The 18,328-nt window shown below is 41.3% G+C and carries 19 protein-coding genes, 3 tRNA genes and 2 pseudogenes; 12 read left to right on the top strand and 12 right to left on the bottom strand.

Annotation, left to right across the window (positions count from 1 at the left end):
• Nucleotides 1–65: 65 nt before the first annotated feature.
• The 8 genes from HYT61_02885 to HYT61_02850 form a co-directional block, all read right to left on the bottom strand.
• Nucleotides 66–137, bottom strand: a tRNA-Arg gene (locus HYT61_02885).
• A gap of 1 nt (nucleotide 138) precedes the next feature.
• On the bottom strand, nucleotides 139–681 hold the full coding sequence (locus HYT61_02880; protein ID MBI2063156.1) for a hypothetical protein: 543 nt from the start codon (nucleotides 679–681) through the stop codon (nucleotides 139–141).
• 26 nt (nucleotides 682–707) lie between these two features.
• Nucleotides 708–797 (bottom strand) — tRNA-Ser (locus HYT61_02875).
• Between the two features lie 219 nt (nucleotides 798–1,016).
• Nucleotides 1,017–1,364: a DM13 domain-containing protein gene (locus tag HYT61_02870; GenBank protein ID MBI2063155.1), complete on the bottom strand. Its 348-nt coding sequence runs from the start codon at nucleotides 1,362–1,364 to the stop codon at nucleotides 1,017–1,019.
• A gap of 254 nt (nucleotides 1,365–1,618) precedes the next feature.
• The gene (locus HYT61_02865) at nucleotides 1,619–2,350 is read right to left on the bottom strand and encodes a hypothetical protein (GenBank protein ID MBI2063154.1); all 732 of its coding nucleotides are present in this window, start codon (nucleotides 2,348–2,350) and stop codon (nucleotides 1,619–1,621) included.
• Complete coding sequence (locus HYT61_02860) at nucleotides 2,347–3,144, bottom strand: MvaI/BcnI restriction endonuclease family protein (protein MBI2063153.1); 798 nt, start codon at nucleotides 3,142–3,144, stop codon at nucleotides 2,347–2,349. The genes HYT61_02865 and HYT61_02860 overlap by 4 nt, the downstream gene beginning before the upstream one ends.
• On the bottom strand, nucleotides 3,141–3,902 hold the full coding sequence (locus HYT61_02855) for a site-specific DNA-methyltransferase (protein ID MBI2063152.1): 762 nt from the start codon (nucleotides 3,900–3,902) through the stop codon (nucleotides 3,141–3,143). The genes HYT61_02860 and HYT61_02855 overlap by 4 nt, the downstream gene beginning before the upstream one ends.
• A gap of 361 nt (nucleotides 3,903–4,263) precedes the next feature.
• A complete protein-coding gene (locus HYT61_02850) occupies nucleotides 4,264–4,551 on the bottom strand; it encodes a hypothetical protein (GenBank protein ID MBI2063151.1) in 288 nt (95 codons plus the stop codon).
• 187 nt (nucleotides 4,552–4,738) lie between these two features.
• Between HYT61_02850 and HYT61_02845 the strand changes: the two genes are divergently transcribed.
• The 6 genes and pseudogenes from HYT61_02845 (at nucleotide 4,739) to HYT61_02820 (ending at nucleotide 9,106) form a co-directional block, all read left to right on the top strand.
• Nucleotides 4,739–4,912: a hypothetical protein gene (locus tag HYT61_02845; protein MBI2063150.1), complete on the top strand. Its 174-nt coding sequence runs from the start codon at nucleotides 4,739–4,741 to the stop codon at nucleotides 4,910–4,912.
• A 917-nt stretch (nucleotides 4,913–5,829) separates the two neighbouring features.
• Complete coding sequence (locus HYT61_02840) at nucleotides 5,830–6,618, top strand: hypothetical protein (GenBank protein ID MBI2063149.1); 789 nt, start codon at nucleotides 5,830–5,832, stop codon at nucleotides 6,616–6,618.
• 258 nt (nucleotides 6,619–6,876) lie between these two features.
• On the top strand, nucleotides 6,877–7,170 hold the full coding sequence (locus tag HYT61_02835; protein MBI2063148.1) for a septation protein SpoVG family protein: 294 nt from the start codon (nucleotides 6,877–6,879) through the stop codon (nucleotides 7,168–7,170).
• Nucleotides 7,145–7,915, top strand: coding sequence for a hypothetical protein (locus HYT61_02830; GenBank protein MBI2063147.1), 771 nt, complete (start codon nucleotides 7,145–7,147; stop codon nucleotides 7,913–7,915). Before HYT61_02835 ends, HYT61_02830 begins: the two co-directional genes overlap by 26 nt.
• Before the next feature lie 162 nt (nucleotides 7,916–8,077).
• Nucleotides 8,078–8,542, top strand: a pseudogene (locus HYT61_02825) (recombinase family protein).
• Between the two features lie 306 nt (nucleotides 8,543–8,848).
• Nucleotides 8,849–9,106: pseudogene (locus HYT61_02820) on the top strand (recombinase zinc beta ribbon domain-containing protein).
• 558 nt (nucleotides 9,107–9,664) lie between these two features.
• On the opposite strand, the gene HYT61_02815 reads toward HYT61_02820, so the two are convergent.
• The 4 genes from HYT61_02815 to HYT61_02800 all read right to left on the bottom strand — a co-directional run bounded on the left by HYT61_02815 (nucleotide 9,665) and on the right by HYT61_02800 (nucleotide 13,938).
• Nucleotides 9,665–9,750 (bottom strand) — tRNA-Ser (locus HYT61_02815).
• 17 nt (nucleotides 9,751–9,767) lie between these two features.
• Entirely contained in the window at nucleotides 9,768–12,023 is a 2,256-nt protein-coding gene (topA, locus tag HYT61_02810; protein ID MBI2063146.1) for a type I DNA topoisomerase, read from the bottom strand.
• Complete coding sequence (gene dprA, locus HYT61_02805; GenBank protein MBI2063145.1) at nucleotides 12,014–13,111, bottom strand: DNA-protecting protein DprA; 1,098 nt, start codon at nucleotides 13,109–13,111, stop codon at nucleotides 12,014–12,016. Before dprA ends, topA begins: the two co-directional genes overlap by 10 nt.
• A gap of 236 nt (nucleotides 13,112–13,347) precedes the next feature.
• Nucleotides 13,348–13,938 (bottom strand): aminoacyl-tRNA hydrolase, encoded by a 591-nt coding sequence (locus tag HYT61_02800; protein MBI2063144.1) that lies wholly within the window; start codon nucleotides 13,936–13,938, stop codon nucleotides 13,348–13,350.
• Nucleotides 13,939–14,005: 67 nt separating this feature from the next.
• Here HYT61_02800 and lepB point away from each other — a divergent pair, with 67 nt between their 5' ends.
• From lepB to recO, 6 genes are all read left to right on the top strand, one after another.
• Entirely contained in the window at nucleotides 14,006–14,674 is a 669-nt protein-coding gene (lepB, locus tag HYT61_02795; GenBank protein ID MBI2063143.1) for a signal peptidase I, read from the top strand.
• Nucleotides 14,675–14,686: 12 nt separating this feature from the next.
• On the top strand, nucleotides 14,687–15,979 hold the full coding sequence (locus HYT61_02790) for a histidine--tRNA ligase (GenBank protein ID MBI2063142.1): 1,293 nt from the start codon (nucleotides 14,687–14,689) through the stop codon (nucleotides 15,977–15,979).
• Nucleotides 15,976–16,332 (top strand): histidine triad nucleotide-binding protein, encoded by a 357-nt coding sequence (locus HYT61_02785; GenBank protein MBI2063141.1) that lies wholly within the window; start codon nucleotides 15,976–15,978, stop codon nucleotides 16,330–16,332. The genes HYT61_02790 and HYT61_02785 overlap by 4 nt, the downstream gene beginning before the upstream one ends.
• A 53-nt stretch (nucleotides 16,333–16,385) precedes the next feature.
• A complete protein-coding gene (locus HYT61_02780; GenBank protein ID MBI2063140.1) occupies nucleotides 16,386–16,649 on the top strand; it encodes a 30S ribosomal protein S21 in 264 nt (87 codons plus the stop codon).
• 664 nt (nucleotides 16,650–17,313) lie between these two features.
• Nucleotides 17,314–17,799: a GatB/YqeY domain-containing protein gene (locus tag HYT61_02775; protein MBI2063139.1), complete on the top strand. Its 486-nt coding sequence runs from the start codon at nucleotides 17,314–17,316 to the stop codon at nucleotides 17,797–17,799.
• Complete coding sequence (gene recO / locus HYT61_02770) at nucleotides 17,796–18,314, top strand: DNA repair protein RecO (GenBank protein ID MBI2063138.1); 519 nt, start codon at nucleotides 17,796–17,798, stop codon at nucleotides 18,312–18,314. The genes HYT61_02775 and recO overlap by 4 nt, the downstream gene beginning before the upstream one ends.
• The last annotated feature ends 14 nt before the right edge of the window (nucleotides 18,315–18,328 follow it).

Genomic DNA, 18,328 nt, shown 5'->3' with positions numbered 1-18,328 from the left:
TATCACCAATCTCTCCAATTGAAAAGCCGCCACACCCCAAAGAACGTGGCGGCTTTTCAATTTTGTCCTCCCGCCAGGATTCGAACCTGGATTACGAGATCCGCAATCTCGCGTTCTGTCCATTGAACTACGAGAGGTTTAAATTCCTAATTTTCTCGCCAATATTTCAACAAGTGTATCCTTGTGTTCAACCTCAGGTAAAAACTCTAGCAGAGCCAACCTCAGCTGTACAGGATTTTGCTCGGCTATGGGTATTTTAACATAAGGCGTGTGCCATTTTTTTAATTGCAGACTCAATTCTTTTATGCCAAGCGTTAGGTCATATTCAATCCAAAACGATTTGATTTCACGGTAGTTGTATATTTTGCCATTTACTGATATGCCGCCCGGGTTTATTTCAAAATTATTGTTTGTGGGTTCATGTCTTGTGTTGAGCAAAATTACCGCACCAATCAAAGCAAAAAAAACGGTTGTGATGAGATTTTTTTGAAAAATTTGGATCAAAACAGCGATTCCAAAAAAAATAACTGCCGCAACCGTAGCCGCAAACCTATTGGGCTGGTGATAAAGTCGGCCGGACCAGGAAATAACCCTGATTGAGGATTGCTCTAAATTCAACCTTTCGCCATTTTCTGGTTTCAATACCGTCTGCCTATTTTTAAGATCAATTATGTGAGCCATTTTTTATATAGCACTTGCCCAGCTCTTGGTGGTGAGGGTGAGATTCGAACTCACGATACGGTTTCCCGTATGACGGTTTTCAAGACCGTTGCCTTAAACCACTCGGCCACCTCACCAATAATTTCAACAAAGCCTCAATCAAAAAACTGTTGACCTCATGTTTCCGGGGCAACTTTTTGTTGCCCGTTGAATGCTGCTTGCTTCGCATTCAACCCACTCGGCCACCTCACCGCCAAGAGCTGGATTAAAGAGTGGTGCCTTAACCATTAGGCGAACCCTCCAAGTATAAAAATACCACAAAATTGTGGTTTTGAGAAGCTCCAAACCAATTCGAATTATTGTAAAACCGCGAAAGAAAATAGTACCCCAAATTGTTTGCACCAGATCACCGCCGTGTTGTAGCCGTCAATATTTTGATTTATCTCATAATTTTGGTTACCCTTGCTACCCTTGAGAGGCCCAAGATTTATAAAATCACCCAAACTTTCGGTGTCTCCGGTTGGTTTGAGATTACGTGAAAGATAAACGTAAAGATCGGGGCCATTAGTTACTTCAAAATTCTCGAACCTCAACAGTTTGTGCCCAGTGGCATCTTCCAGCAACAGGGCCTTTCCAGAACCGCCGTGGATAATGTCAATTTTTTCGAAGTTGCCCCGGCGAAGCGTCTTGATATTAGTAAGCATTTCTTTAGGAATTTCTTCCTGTACCCTTGTCTCTCTGAAATAAAAACTAGCGTAGTACACGCCTGCGCCGACAATAACTGCGATGATGATAAAAATTATTAATTTTCTCATAATTTTAGATTCAAAACGGCTGGCGAGCCCGCGTAGCGGGCGAGCCAATGACTTCATTTCCTAACTGGCGGAGGGTATTGAATGATATTAGAACCTATCTTATCACACTACCCCCCGACTATTAAACGATATTTGAACCCGTCTTATTCATTTATCTGTGATTTAACGTGCCGAATCGCGATTTCTCTAATTTTTTCATGAACCCAGACATCGTCCAACTTTTCTAAGAGATTTCCGGATAAGTCAGAGGACGCGTAATAATCTAGGTCCAACGGAAAGACCTCGGTTTCATTGTTTCTAAATTCCCAATCATACTTAACAATAAGAACGGTCTTCCACAGGTTATCGTAATCCATTTTCTTAAACATTGTTACCCTATATCCAAAGTTAGGCCAAATTTTAGGCAATGTGTCTTCGTTTAAACTCCGCCAGAATAAATTTTTATCAGCTAGGCTATCTGAATCTTTATTTACTTTGATGCTCCACCGAATATTTTTTGCAACCCCTCCTCCTACATTCTTTAGATTAACCGAGATGTAATTAGCAGTACCGTAGTTTGTTTCTAAAAAACGTGGTGCAAGTATCGGCCTTGCTGCTATATTGTTTGCTCTCTCGCTACTGTCAAGAAGCCGTTTATTTGAAAGTCTAAGCCCGTGTGTTTCTTTGGTATATTGAATAATAGAAAGTGCAGTTCCCCAAAGAATTAAAGAAACAGCAAGTTTGTCAAAATCAGACCGATCGCCGAAATTAATTATAACGATGATTCCTACAACCAAAAGAAAGACAATGATTAAATCAAACCCAAACCAGCGAAGTAAGAAATCGTTTGCCCTTCTAGCAATTTTCCAGGGTTTGGATTCTTTTATACCTTTCATAAAATGGTCGTTACTTTTTCATAAAGCATCGGTAAACTGTCCTCTCTTACCCTAAATTTCGTCCCGTGATTATGACCGGTGCGGGCATCAAAATCTACAAAGATTTGTGCCTCCTCAATCGCCTTCAAAAATCCTTCAAAACTAAACTTCTGCAACATCATAACCTTGCTATATTTGTAATGCTCTTTGCCTCGTATCTTTTTAACTTTAGCTTGGACATAGAAAGCGTTTAGCAATTTGGTCCCGGCCTTATGCTCCAAGTCGTCAAAGCCCCAATAGGGCTGTGGATTTAATTCGCCTAAACCTACGCGTTTTTCAACTGACTTAAGCCATTTCTTGTGTCGTGCATCTACGCTTTTAGTGTCAAAAGAAACCAGCACCCTTTTTGCTTTCCGGTCAATCTTAACCATAAATCCGCGGTCGCTCCTAGAAAGTCCTTGAATGGTTTGCCTAAAACTCATTTCTCCTTTGGTATATTTCTTACCACTCTCTTGATGAGGCCAGCCATATTTAGGTAAAAGAACTTTCGGAACAAATCCAATGGCCCGGGGCGATGGCTCCATGTGAAAAAGAGTACACAAAGAGCCGGAATTTAATCTTTGTGTCTTTAACTCCCATTCGGCCGCATTAGGAATTGGCAGATTGTTCTCCTCTATACCAAGCAAATCTTCTAAAGTATTCCCAACACCGCCCTGATTGCCATGGCGAGCGTTCTTAATCCAACCCATATCGGCAATTTCTTTGAGCTTTTCTATAAGCGCTTGCTTTGTATAAATAACCGGTTCTTTTTTCATTGTAATAAAAATGGGTCTTGGGGTTTATAGTCTTTAATTCTTTGTTGTGCCATTTTACAATATTCGGGAGAAATTTCAATCCCGATATAATTTCTTTTATGATTAAGGGCAGAAATTGCCGTAGTGCCCGAACCCATGAAAGGGTCTAAAATGGTTTGGGCCGTAGTAGACGAAACAATCCGGTCAATAAGGTCTACCGGAAAAGCGGCCGGATGTTTATTCTTCATTTCTTGAGTAAATTCCCAAACATCACCATGAGCGTTGGCTTTAGGTGCAAGCTTAAATTTGGGTTTTGCGATAAGATAAATGACCTCATGAGTCGGAAGAAAATAACCGGGATTAAAATTGAGACCGCCCTTACGCTGCCAGATTATAATTTGACGCACCGGGAAACCGCCCACTATATCTTGGCGGTCCTGCAATATGCCGTCTTGAACTCGCCTCTTGTGGTTATAGAAAATAGCGCCATGTTCAGGGATAATCCTCATCATTTCGGTAAGACAATTTTTCTGCCACTTAACATATTCTTCGTGAGGCATACAATCGTCATGATGAGTATAACCTTTTTGTAAAGCGGCATTTGCCCATTTACCGCCTCGGCCGTCTTTCATACCATTGCCAGTTGAGTTCTTGAGATTATATGGCGGTGAAGTAATTACTAAATCAACAGAGTCATTCGGGATATGTCTCATTATATCTAAAACATCACCACAGACAATCTTATTTATAAAATCTTTTGGAAATTTAGGATTCTTCATTACATCTTTGAGTAATACAAAACTATTAGATAAATCCAATTTAGCACTAAATTATTATATTTTCTATACCTTTAGTACTTGCGCTTTAATTTCCGAATAGCAGAGATTAAATATCCACCACTTAAGAGAAGAATAATATAAGGCACGGGATTTCTGCAGAACTTTTTATAAGTAATCCATGCGTCCACTTCGCTATCTGAACTATAATCTGTCGGCGGTGCGGTCGGTTTTTCTAGCTGAATACATGTAGCAACTCTTAAAACCATATTGCCCACGGAAAGGACGACAAAAATAATAGCGATTACAAGAGAAAAAATTCTAATATGTTTTTTGGATAACATGGTTATATTTTTATTCACCTTTATTTTTTATGGTCTTTTACGGAATTTAGAACCCAGCCACGAAATCCATAGTACATTCCGACAACACTAATCACAATAGGTATAAATCCTGGCCCTCCGCCACAAACTTTCCTAAAGGTTTTCTCGTAAGCAATGGTGTCATAAATCTCTATGGGTGGTATTTTAGAGCCCTCTGTTGCCAAGTTGGAACAATAAAGTATGCGCCAGTAAAACATATAAACCGAGTAGCCAAAATAGGCAACAGAAACGACCAGTACAAAAACCCATAAAACCTTTGGTAGACGCATAAGATTTCCGGCGCTCTATCTATTTTTAGCAGAACTAGGTTCTACAAATAACAAAAAAGGGCAGCCGACCGGTCTACCCACTATTCATCGGGTGCCCGAAGGCAGTCCGACTTGTGGCGGTCAGCCACCCGTCTTTAATCGCAAATCGGGAAAGACGAGCGGCTTACACCTTCAGGCATAATGAATAATGGGTAGACGGGTAAAATATACCACAAAATCAGGCCAAAATAAATATATTTATTTATATCTTAAAAATTTAAGTGTGTTTGAGAAAAATACTTTAATTTTCAAGTGGGCTACGCCTGAACTCACAGGGCTTGGTGGAGGAACTAGCGGTATAAAACCAGCCGGCGATTACTAAAGGTTGAATTTTAGCACCTTCACGGACAAGCGGCACGAATGTTCCTCGCGCTATTCGCTTGCCCGTATCGGGCTAAAATTCGCTAATAAAGACCCTAAAGGGTCTTCGGCAGGTTTTACCCCGAGAACTTCCCCAAAGACGCCGGATCGCCCAAATCTGCTGAAAACGACCTCATAAAATCATTTATAGGAAATCAAAAAGGAAACCCGAGAGGTATAACACCTGTAAACGGGCTTCCTTTTTGATTATTACTCTAGGGGTCGTTATCAGCAATAACTTTGGCTTAATCCATATTTTTTAAGCGGTAAAGCCAAAGTTATGTTTTGGGCGATGCAATCCTGCAAACACCGGCGCAGTGCCACGAAGCGGCACAATATCTCTAAAGCCGGCTAATGGTAATCATCTGATGGCTAAAATTAAAGTATTTTTCTCAAACACACTTAAATTTTTAAGATATAAATAAATATATTAGTGCTGGAAAAAATGAGGATGAAAAATGAGGGGCGGGGGCAAATGAATACCGTAACTCCTGAAAAATAAAAAATTCTAAAAGGGTATGGGTATGTCCCTCCTCCTAAAGGACTATCGGAAAATTGACGAAAGGGCTATTTTAGGCCAGATTATATCTAAACAAAGGGGGTGAATTATGAAATGAAGAAAACCAAGAAAATAAAAGAGACACAAAGGTTAATAACTCTTCCTGATTATGAAAAAGCCGCTAAAGACGTGTTTGAAAGCGTATATTTAGATGCCCGGGATTTAGATTCCAGCGTTTTTTGTAACGGATTAAGCAAATTGACCTATTTGTTGGGTAGAATAAGGAGGTGCAGACCATTAACACGAACTAGACCCTTCAAAAAGCTAAGATTTAACCCCGGCTTATAAAAGTCATTTTAATAAGTAATGAAAAAGTAATTATGTTTTTACAAATAGCGGAAAACTCCGCGGCAACAACTGATTATCAGAAATATTTATTAAGTAAGGTATTAAAACATTCATCTAAACGGAGTAAAAAACCCGTAGAATTAAGGGTGGCTGAAGAATCAACACCATACCCCGAAATTGAAATAATAAATGAGGACAATATAAGCCACGAGGAATTAGTTGCCAGAATGACAAAAGGAGGTGAGCATTGGCTACAATTCTTCCCAAACTCAAATCTTGAAGGCAAAACATTTCCTATAACCAAAGACGATATTAATCGTGTTAAGAAAGATTTGGTTATTACATACACTCGCAAACTGCTAGACGGACTTTGCCAAATAGAAGTAGCCGAAATCGGACCTAACAGCGAATTTGGCACAATTTTTTACTTAGAAGCTAAAAATCCCGCCGGGTTAAAGGAAAAAGCTAAAATGCTTGGAGTAGAGTTTAATAACCCCAAAGAACTACGGGAAAAATTAAACAATACCCCCTCTGAATTTTTAGATAATCCACCGCGTATTCGCTGGGGCAGTTTTGAAATAGAAATACCAGCCGGAAAGAAACAATTTGCTTTCTGTAAAGAAGCGTTCGGGTTTGGCCCGGGAGAAGTAATCTCGTGGGATATAATGGCGGAAAAGATGGGTACAGATTTAGCAGATGACCCAAAGCATGGACGCCAATTAATATATGATTTAATGCACATGGTTAATGACAAGATTAAAGATAAAACCAAAAAAGACCTGTTTATATGGGCAGAATTAGCATTTTATAGAAAGCATTAGGACTGCGTAATGACTCTAAAATGACTCATTCTGTACAGGAGTAGGATTAAAGTAATCCTACTTTTTTATTCTCAAAAAGTGGGCGCAAAACTATGTTGTCCAAAGAAGCCGTCCAAGAATTTAAACAAATATACTCCCGAAAATTCGGGGAGGAATTGAGTGACAAGGAGGCCATAGAAAAGGCCAACCGAGTTTATGAACTCCATAAAACCATTTTTGATTTTCTGTCTCGCGAAACTAAAGAAGTAGCGAATACATATGAACCACGAATCCTCAATAAGTGAAATCCAAATATCTCCAGTAAAGCCAAAAGATGGGCTAATCGCCTTTGCTTCTTTTGTGCTGGACGGAAAATATTATGTCGGAAGTGTGGCGATTTTTACCAGATTAGGAAAATCCGGCTACCGCCTTGTTTATCCGGCCAAGAAACTAGGAGAGAAGAATCTAAACTTTTTTCACCCCATTAGTCAGGAAGCAGGAAAAAGTATTGAAGATGCAATCACAGAAAAGGTTAATGAATTATTTAATGACCGAGATAACGAAACAATATAGTCAAATATTTGATGATGGTATTAAGTCCGGAATTATCCCTCAAATTGGCGAGAGGGTTTTTCTATTGCTTATTGGCTTAGCACCTTTCATAAATGAGAACGGCGAGTGTAATCCAAAAGAGGGCACGCTGGCCAGAATATTTAACAAAACCGAACGAACTATAAGCACATGGGTATCTATTGCCAAGAAAACAACATATCGCGGACAGCCCGTTATAACAGCAAGACAGAATAAAGAAATAGATAAAGGACAAATAATTTGGAGCAGTAATCAATATTCAATATCAAAACCCATTTTGGAAGACCTGCTAACCCGCTACTATACCGGAGGAAGAAATCTTCCTACGGACAAAGAGCAGATAAAACAAGGTAAAACCTTGCTACCGCCAGAAGTTTTTCCGTCATCGGAAGAACTGCCAACAAACGATAACCCCTCGGTAAACAATATTTATAATAACGATAAGAGGCAATCGCTTATAAAGATATTCTCTTTTAATGGGACAACGCCGTCTGAATTTAGAGACCAAGCACAAAGCGGAGACGACTTTAGATGTTCAGAGATAGCGGAGTGGTTAGGAGAAAAGCATATCAACTTTATATTAAGTGCTAGAAAAAATCCGCAATGCGGTATGAATGGAATAGAAGAATGTTTTAGTATAACTAAAGACGCAGAACGCCAAGGCAAGGTAAGAGATAAGAGAAGATACTTTAATGACCAGATTAAAAGGTATACAGAAAGACGATAGTTGCTCTAACAAAAATATGATATATTTATATCGTTGCCCATAACCACATACTACCCGAACGGTTTTTGTTTGGTATTGTTCCCCTTAATGGGGCGATCTACCAGCAATACTACTCCGTTCGGAGCAAGTGGTTGGGCAACTAGGTCGCCCCTTTAAGGTTTTATGAATACTAACGCAACGAAAATTAAATACTTTCTATACGCACGTAAATCTTCCGAATCAGAAGACCGGCAGGTTTTGTCCATTGATTCGCAAATAGACGAATTAAAAAAGTTGGCCCAAAAAGAGGGATTAGAAGTAATAGGCGAACCACTATCCGAATCCCAATCGGCTAAAGAGCCGGGCCGGCCGATTTTTAACCAAATGTTAGAACGAATACATAAGGGCGAAGCACAGGGAATAATTTGTTGGAAACTAGACCGCTTGGCCCGAAACCCGGTTGATGGCGGAAGTATTAACTGGATGTTACAACAGGGAGTGATAAAACATATCCGCGCTTACGATAGGGACTATTACCCAACGGATAATGTTTTAATGATGAGTGTAGAATTTGGCATGGCAAACCAGTATCTACGCGACTTAAGCCAAAATGTTAAGCGCGGGTTACACGCCAGAGCTGAACGCGGCATTTATCCAGCGCCGGCTTCAATAGGTTATAAAAACGACCCTTATGCTGTTAAGGGCGACAAGACGATAATACCAGATGAGGAACGCTTTAATTTAGTCCGCAAGTTATTTGACCTAATGCTTGCCGGCACGCATACCGTTCCGCAGATACAGAAGATAGCACACAAAAAATTAGGACTTACTATGCCTAGCGGCAGGCCAATAAGCAAGACCGCCACCTATTATCTTTTTACCAATCCGTTTTATTACGGCTCGTTTGAATATCCTCGCAGAAGCGGCAACTGGTATAAAGGCATACACAAGCCGATGATTGCAGAGGAAGAATACGACAAGATACAAACAATCCTTGGCCGAGACGGAAAACCACGCCCCAGAAGCCACGAATTTGCTTTTACAGGTATGATTAGGTGCGGTGAGTGCAGAGGCATGATAACAGCCGAAGAAAAAACCAAGCGGCAGAAAAATGGCAACGTCCACCATTATATTTATTATCACTGCGGCAAAAAGAAAAACCCGAATTGCACCCAAAAATGTATTGAGGAAAAAGAGTTAAACAGGCAAATACGGGTAAAGATAGACAAAATTGCTCTTTACCCCGAATTTACAGAATGGGCTTTAGATTTATATAAAAAGGAGAATAAGAAAGAAGCCGGCAACATCACTAAAATTATTGATAATGTCCAAAAGGCGTATAAAGCGGTCGTTGAGAAAATAAAGAGGGTTAATAATATGCGCGCTGACGAAGAACTAGCAGACAAAGAATACAAAGAAATGAAGGGCGACCTCAACAAAGAAAGAATCCGCCTAGAAGAACTGCTGAAAGATACAAGCGACCGGATAGGCAAATGGCTAAAGAAAGCCGATGAGATGTTTCAATTTGCCACAACGGCAAAAGATGCTTTTGAAAATGGCGGGATAGAAACAAGAAAAAACATCTTGGCTAATTTAGGGTCGGACCTCCTCCTAAAAGATAAAAAGATAAGTATTACCATAGAAAAACCGCTTTTGTATCTTGAAGATGCGTCAAAGGAATTAAAGCGAATACATAGCCGGGTAGAACCTCACAAAAATAGCGCAAATAAAGAACAACTCGCACATTTATACGCGAGCAGTCCAATACTGCGGAGGGAGTGGGAGTCGAACCCACCTGACCCCTTACGGGGTCGAGGTTTAGCAAACCTCTGCACGAGCCGATATGCGTCCCCTCCATTTTTCCTATTTTAACTTATTTTTCTGATTTTTTCAATGGTTTCTTATCTTTAGTCTTAGGCGGGTTGGTTTTCCATTCTTCAAAGGCGACTTTCAATTCTTCTTCATTTTCCGGTTTTTTACCAACTAAAAAATTACATTCAGGGAATCGGCTGCAACCGTAAAAAATCCTGCCCCGACCATGTGATTTTCGTTCAACCAAATCTCCAACTTCCGTGGTTCGACTTTGCTCACCATCTCGCAGTGCTCGACAATTTGGGCACTTGAATCCGGTTTTGTTGAATATTTTTTTAATGCCTTTGCATTTTGGATAATCAGTGCAACCGAGGAAGTAGCCGAATCTGCCGCGTTTGACCTCCATCTGTTTACCGCAAATAGGGCATCTTTCATCTTTTGTTTTTTCTGTAAGTTCTTTAATCTTTGCCGCTTCTTCCGGCAAGGGTTGTGTAATTTTGCTACCCGGTTCCGGACAAGCTAAAAATTTACCGGTGCGGCCGAATTTTATGATCATCATTTTACCGCAATGCGGACATGGCGTACTGGAGGTTTCAACTAACTTTTCTACGCTCGCAGTTTTTTCGTCAAGATTTTTTTTGAAGGGTATATAAAACTCTTCAATTACCGGTACCCACTTAATCTTACCTTCGGCAATATCGTCAAATTCCTCTTCAATATGAGAGGTAAAATTAATATCAACTATTTCCGGAAAATTTTCCACAAGCATATCGTTTACCAAAAAACCAACTTCCGTCGGCTTGAAATAGCGACGATCAATTTTTTCAACATAATCACGTTCCTGTATGGTAGCTAGGGTTGGCGCATATGTAGACGGTCTGCCGATTCCGTGAGCTTCGAGGATTTTGATCAGAGTCGCGTCTGTGTACCGGGGCGGAGGTTCGGTAAAGTGTTGGAGTTTAAAGAGTTCAACAAAGTTTAACGTTTCGTTTGATTCCAGTTCCGGCAGAATGCCCTCCGCTTCGTCCTCGTCTTTTTCGTCGCGTCCCTCTGTGTATGCCCTGATAAATCCGTCAAATTTTACGACTTGGCCGTTGGCACGAAATGTGTAACTGGTAACTGGTAACTGGTAACTGGTAACTATGTCCACTGCGGTTTGGTCAAAAACAGCCGACTGCATCTGGCTGGCTATCGTTCGTTTCCAGATAAGGTCGTATAGTTTCAATTGCCTTGAATCCAACGAGTTTTTGAGGATTTCTGTTTTTTGAGCTAAGTCAGTCGGCCGGATTGCTTCATGGGCTTCTTGGGCACCTTTGGATTTGGTCGTATAGTGTCGCGGTTGGCTCAATGCGTATTCATTTCCGAAACTTTCTTTTATAACCTCTTGTGCTTGATGGAGCGCTAAATCTGCAAGATTAACACTGTCGGTCCTCATGTAAGTTATATAGCCGGTCTCATATAGTTGCTGAGCGATCATCATGGTTTGTTTTGCTGACATTCCTAGTTTGCGCGAGGCTTCTTGTTGAAGTGTAGATGTGATAAACGGGGGAGCGGGATTACGGACGACTTCTTTGCGATTGATATCTAAAACTTTATATTTTGCGTTTTCAAGACTGGTTGCCACTTTCTCTGCTTCCAACTGGTTTGGTATATCTAATTTATCAAGGGATTTTTCCCCAATTTTTATAAGACGTGCTCTAAATACTTTTTCCTGGTTATTTTTTGAGAGATCTACTTCAATAGTCCAATACTCCTGCTTGATAAACTTTTCTATTTCACGTTCACGCTCTACAACCAGTCGCAAAGCTACGCTTTGTACTCTTCCTGCCGACAATCCGTAGCGTATTTTTTTCCACAGAAACGGCGAAAGCTCATAACCAACTAGGCGATCAAGTATGCGTCTGGCTTGTTGGGCGTCCACAAGATTGTAGTCAATTTCCCTGGGGTTTTTGAGCGCATTTTCTATTGCCGGTTTGGTGATTTCGTGGAATACGATCCGTTGCGGATTTTTTTTCTGGAGTCCGAGCGCCTCCAATAAATGCCAAGAAATTGCCTCACCCTCACGATCGGCGTCGGTTGCCAGTATTACGGTGTCTGATTTGCTTGCCGTTTCCTTTAGCTCGGCGATAATAGGCTTGGCTTTGGCTGGCACAGTGTACTTGGGTTTGAACCCATGCTCTACATCTATGCCCATTGTTGACTTGGGCAAGTCGCGTACATGGCCCATAGATGAGCGCACCAAAAACTCGCTCCCGAGGAACTTGGAAATTGTTTTAGCTTTAGTCGGGGATTCTACTATTATTAAATTCATTGAAATAAAATAAATCCTTTACCAGAGCTTTTAATTTTCTTTTTTAATTCCATCATTGTCAATGTCGCATTGACATGTCCAGCGTCCAGTCTGGTTTGTCGGATTACCTCATCCGTAGTTGTCGGTTCGCTACTCAATACGCTAAGTATTTTTTCTTCAGTCTCGTTGTCTGCTTTTATTTTACGCTCAATTTTTTTCAAATAAATTTCATACTCTTCCAGTATATCCTCGGCGCAAGTTACCATCTTCGCGCCCTTCTTTATTATATTATTCGTGCCTTGGGAAGTTTTGGCAAATATATTTCCGGGGATAGCGAAAACATCGCGTCCTTGCTCTGCGGCAAACCTGGCCGTAATCATTGCCCCGCTTTGTTCGTCTGCTTCAACCACCAATACCCCTCGTGACAGCCCGCTTATAATCCGGTTGCGCTGGGGAAAAGAGAATTTTGTCCCATGTGTTCCAAACGCATATTCGCTTATCACTGCTCCACCTTTTTCTATAATTTTGCGAGCAAGTCCAAGATTAGGCGCGGGGAAAATAGTCTCACCATCAATACCGGTACCGAGTACGGCGATGGTTTTTGCGCCGGTATCGAGTGCGGCTTTATGGGCCAGCGTATCAATGCCCATCGCCAAGCCGCTTACAATTGTAAAACCGGCTTTGGCTATGTCAAAAGTGATATTCGGCGCGCTTCGCTTGCCGTATTCTGACAATGCCCGTGTGCCCACGATGGCGAAGCAATTATTGCTCAGTACTTCCCGCGAACCCCTTACATATAATAGGAAAGGAGGGTCGGGGATATGGCGCAGTGGCTCGGGGTAATCTTCATCTAAAATTGTCATCAGGTTGATGCCCTCTTTTATAAGTTGCGTCCATTCTTTGTCGGGATTAATTTTCTTTTGTAATTTGGCGTAATCCGCGGCAATCAATCTGCCTTCAATATCTCTATCTCGCGGTATGTGTTTAGTAAGATTGGCGCGCCATGCCCGCTCCCAATCATCGCCAAAAGCATCATGGATTGCTTGCAGTGCACCGCTTTTGGCGGTTGCCAGAATGTTAATTGCGTTAAGAAATTTTAGATTTACCTCGGTCATTTCGCAGATATTAGGCGCAAAACTTAAATTTTGCAAATTTCTGATAATGCTTGACGGTCTATTGGTAGCTTGCTATACCCAGAGATAGTTTTTACACGTTTGGTTTTTGTTGTCCCGTCGCAAGGCGGTGAAACATCGGTTTACCCCTCCTAAAAACCGACGGACTAGCTTCTTTGTGATTGGGCAACAACGACTAAAAAATAACGGCTCACCTGGGTGAGCCGTTATTTTTTAGTCTAAGGCAAGGATTCCGCTAGTCTTGCTAGCGCTTGTTTGATTACTTTTTTAAGTTCTGCTTGTTCGGTTGGAGTAAATTTGGACAAAACAAAATTACCAACGGATTCTTTTTTGGCTTTGAGCGTTCGTTGATGCCGAGCGGTAGTCAGTTTGCGGTTTGAGGTACCAATTCGTAGTCGCCAAAACTTATTGGTTTTAAGATGATCAATAATTGATTGTATGCCACGATGGCCTCCGGAATCCTTGGCAAATGACATTTTAAAATTGCCAAACTCAATATCCAAGTCGTCATGTATCACCACAATATTTTCCGGCTTCATTTTATAAAATAATTTTAGCTTGCGAACAGCTTCACCCGATTTATTTACAAATGTATGCGGTTTGGCCAGCACAATCGGTTTGCCGCTAAATCTCGTCTTGGAGATTTCGGCATTAAACTTTTTTGAAAACTGAAAGTTTTCACCCTCTGAAGCTTTAGCGTAGGAGGGCCCACTTTGTTTCAAAATTTCCTCTACTACCGCAAACCCGACATTATGACGGGTATTCTTATATTCTTCGCCCGGGTTGCCCAAGCCAATGATTAGTTTCATATTATAACTAAGTATAACCAAATTGACTTAGTTTGCAAAACCCAAATTTTCTGCTATGATCACTAAAATGACGGAAGAATTTGGACCCCAATCCAGCCAGGAACCTAAATCGCAGGCGCGCCAGGAGGCGCTTGCCCCGCACCTTTTAGGGACAAGCCCAAAGGGCCAGCGCGAAGCGGAGTCCCCAAAAGGTGCGGGGCTTACTTTTATCTGGGAGACTGTCAAGATCGTAGTTATATCACTTGCGATCATAGTCCCGGTCCGTTATTTTCTTGTCCAACCATTTTTCGTTAAAGGTGCGTCCATGGAGACAACCTTTGAGGACGGCAATTACATATTAATAGATGAGATAAGCTATCGTTTTCGTGATCCAACAAGGGGCGAAGTCGTAGTTTTCCGTTTTCCGGAAGATAAAACCCAGTTTTTTATAAAAAGAATTATCGGCTTGCCAGAAGAAACCGTGGAGATTAAAAACGACGATGTTATTATTTACAATAAACAACATCCAGACGGTTTCATTTTGGAAGAAAAATATTTATCAGCCGGACAACACACAATGGGCGATATGAGAATGAAACTAGATCCCAACGAATACTTTGTGCTTGGAGATAACCGTCTGCGCAGTTCTGATTCACGCCGCTGGGGCCCGCTAAACAGAGCTTTAATTACCGGCAGAGTTTTTTTTAGGGCTTGGCCTGTTAATGAGTTCGGAGGTGTGCCTACGGCAACATATTAGACTATTTAGACTATGGCTAAACTATCAATACAATCTGTTAAGGGCATGAATGATATATTACCGGCAGATCAGCCGTATTGGTATTTTGTGTTAAAAAAAGCATCAGCTATTCTGTCTGATTATGGTTTTGAAAAAATTGATACTCCAATAGTTGAGTCGACTCAGCTTTTTACTCGTTCTGTCGGTGAGGCGAGCGATATAATAGAGAAAGAAATGTATAATTTTAAAACCAAAGGCGGAGATGAATTATCATTAAGACCAGAAGGTACCGCGGCGGTTGCCAGGGCATATATTGAACATGGAATGTCCGTTATGCCTCATCCGGTTCAGCTTTGGTATGCAGGCCAATTTTTCAGGCATGACAATCCGCAAGCTGGCAGATTTCGCCAATTTCACCAATTGGGCGTTGAGTCATTCGGCGACGATAATGCAGCTACCGATGCGTCTCTAATTTTTATTGGATATAAATTGCTGGAAAGCCTTGGTCTTAAAAACCTAATTGTTAAAGTGAACAGTATAGGTGATTCCAGTTGCCGGCCGCAATATTTGAAAGCGTTGAAGGACTTTTATCGTAACCGCGGCAAAAAAGTTTGCAATAAATGCAAGAAAAGATTGAAAACAAATATTTTGCGTTTGTTGGATTGTGAGGAGCAGAATTGTAGAGACTTAGGCAAGGATGCGCCTCAGATGGTTGATTTTCTTGATGAAGACTGCAAGCTGCATTTTAAGAATGTGCTGGAATTTTTAGATGAAACCAAGATTCCGTACTTGCTTGAGCCGCGTTTAGTCAGGGGACTAGATTATTATACGCGAACTGTTTTTGAAATTTGGCCAGAGGAAAAAGAAGGTGATAGCCAGTTAATGTGGGCATTATGCAGTGGAGGACGGTACGACAAACTAGTAAGTATGCTTGGCGGGCCCAAGACTCCAGCATCTGGTTGGGGTATGGGTATTGAACGCGTTATATTGAAACTTAAAGAAGCCGGCATTGAGGCACCAGAACATCACCCGCAAGCCAGAGTTTTTGTTACTCAATTGGGCGAGTTAGCCAAAAGAAAGGGTTTGCTTCTTTTTGAAGAATTTCGTAAGCACGGTGTTGCGACCAGAGCTTCGTTTGGTAGGGACAGCATCAAGTCGCAATTAAGAATTGCAAATCGTCTTGGAATAAAATATACACTAATAATCGGCCAGAAAGAGGCGTTGGATGGAACGGTTATATTGCGGGAAATGGATTCCGGAGTGCAGGAGACTATTTCGCAGGAAAAAATACTGGTGGCTGTAAAACAACGCCTCAAAAAAGAATGATTCAAGATGTTTTCTGTAAAATTTTAAATAAAGAATTGCCGTCTGATATTGTGGCAGAGGACAACGGTTGGATTGCGATTAATGATATACACCCGCAGGCACCGGTTCACGTTTTGATTATTCCCAGGAAGCACTTGGCTGATATTTGTTCAGTTACTGAAAATGATGCCAAATTACTTGGAGAATTAATGATGGCTGCAAGTCAGGTTGCAAAAAAATTAGGGTTGGAAGAAAAGGGATTTCGTCTGATAATAAATCATGGGGAGCACGGCGGACAGCTAGTTCCGCATTTGCACGTACATTTATTGGGAGGGAAGAAGTTGGGAGCTAAAATCGTAAGTGACACAAAATAATTTTGACCCGCCCTCGTCCTTGTGGCTATGGCGAGGCAAGGAAGGAGGATTTTATGGAAGTTAAACGAAAACCAAATGAAAGCGTAGGTTCACTGATGAGGCGCTTTAGTCGGTTGGTTCAGCAGAGCCGGCTTTTGGTTCGAGCTAAATCTGCCAGATACTTTACCAAGAAGCCAAATGAGCGCGTTGAAAAAAACCGTGCGATTATGCGCGAGGAATTACGTGGGCTAAGGAAAAGAATGGAACGATTCGGGCAGTATGAAGAAGAGGTATTTGAAGACGAAAAGAAAAAATTAAAACAGAAGCTCGGACTATAGTTCGTTACCTGATTTTCTTTCAACGTCATGTCTTCCTACAAATTATTCTCGTTGAGCTATTGTTCCTGGAAATATGCGGTTATCCATTCCTGCTTCGCAACCCGCATATTTCAAACGGAACAATACCTGCCTGCCGGCAGGCAGGTACGCTCAACTCGGCAATTTGTTAGTCGGCAGACGAATGACGAAAATCCGGTAACTCACTATAGTCGCTCGTCTCACCTACATCTTGTGTGGAGTAATAAAAATCGCCGATTGGTATCGGCTCCCGCAGTTGTAATTTTTTGAGTAGTTTTGAAAAATAAAAAGCTCGGCCTATCGTGATAGCTTGCCGAGCACGTCTCCCTTGCGCCATAAAGGAGTATTGGCGGGACCGTCCAGTTTTTCGGTCCAATGCGAATAAAGTAAGTCTTGGCCTAGCCAAGCTTGCCGCCCCTGAATACTGGAAGATTCCAGAGGCCGAGGAATTTCACCCCTTTTTACGAAGGTGAAGAAAGAACAAGGCTGGGTCCGGTAGACCACAATCAAAAATGTCTGTGGGTGCTGCATAAAACCGCTGTGCCCGGATCACCAGCCTGTCACTTAAGTATAGCAAATTCGGTGTGTGTTTGTCAAGTATTTTACTGGAAAATGCTAAAAAATGGCTTAAAATAAGGATTTTATGATAAAACAACAACTACAAAACGACTTAAATATGGCACTAAAGGAAAAGGACCAGCTCAAACGGTTGGTTTTGGGTATGTTGATGACTGCGGTTAAAAATAAGGAATTGATGAAACGCCAGCAATTAAGTAAAACAATCAGTGATGCTGGTGAGCTTGAGAAACAGAGCCAGCTGATGGACGAGGAAATTATTGGAGTAATTGGGAGTGAGGTGAAGAAACGAAAAGAGGCGATGGAGCAATTTAAGACTGGCGGCCGTGATGATCTGGCACAAAAAGAAAAGTCAGAATTAGATATTTTGCTGACATATCTGCCGGAACAGCTTAGCGAGGACGGAATTCGCGCTGAAGTACAAAAAACTATTTCTGAACTTGGTGCCGCTGGGATCAAGGATATGGGCAAAGTAATCGGAGCGGTTATGGCAAAACTCAAAGGTAAAGCAGATGGCGGTGCGGTGAGCAAAATAGTAAAAGAACTTTTGGGATGAGAACTCAAGCAATAATTCTAAAAAAAATTCCGATTCGGGAATATGATGCGCTGGTGATTTGTTATATCAAAGACTCGGGTAAACAGATTTATCAAGCCAAAGGTATATTACAGCCCACATCCAAACAGGCCGGCCATCTTGATATACTTAATTTGGTTGATTTTTCACTGGTACATAAAAATAGTCATCCTATTATAACCAGTGCATACTGTCTTAAGGCGTTTCCACATTTAAAATCATCGCTTTCAGCTATGGCCGCGGCGTTTTTTTTACTTGAATGTTTTGATAAACTGGTTTTTGAGGGCGAGTCTGATCCCAAGTTGTGGGATTTTTTGTTGACGCGATTAGAGATTTATAACGGGCAATCATTATTGGCGATCGACTGGCCCAAATTAATTGCTGAAACTCGCCAGGAAATTCTAAAAACTCTAGGTTACGATCCGAGTGTGCCTATTGAGTACGTGGCTAATGCACAATTCAAGTCATCACAATTTGCAAGAAAAGTGCTAGAATAAAATAAGTTTTTAGA

The organism is Candidatus Yanofskybacteria bacterium, assembly GCA_016181175.1.
Classification (GTDB): domain Bacteria; phylum Patescibacteriota; class Minisyncoccia; order 2-02-FULL-40-12; family IGHO2-01-FULL-4-A; genus 2-01-FULL-44-17.
The sequence above is the reverse complement of the archived record's forward strand: the minus strand, read 5'-3'. Positions and strand labels throughout refer to the sequence as shown.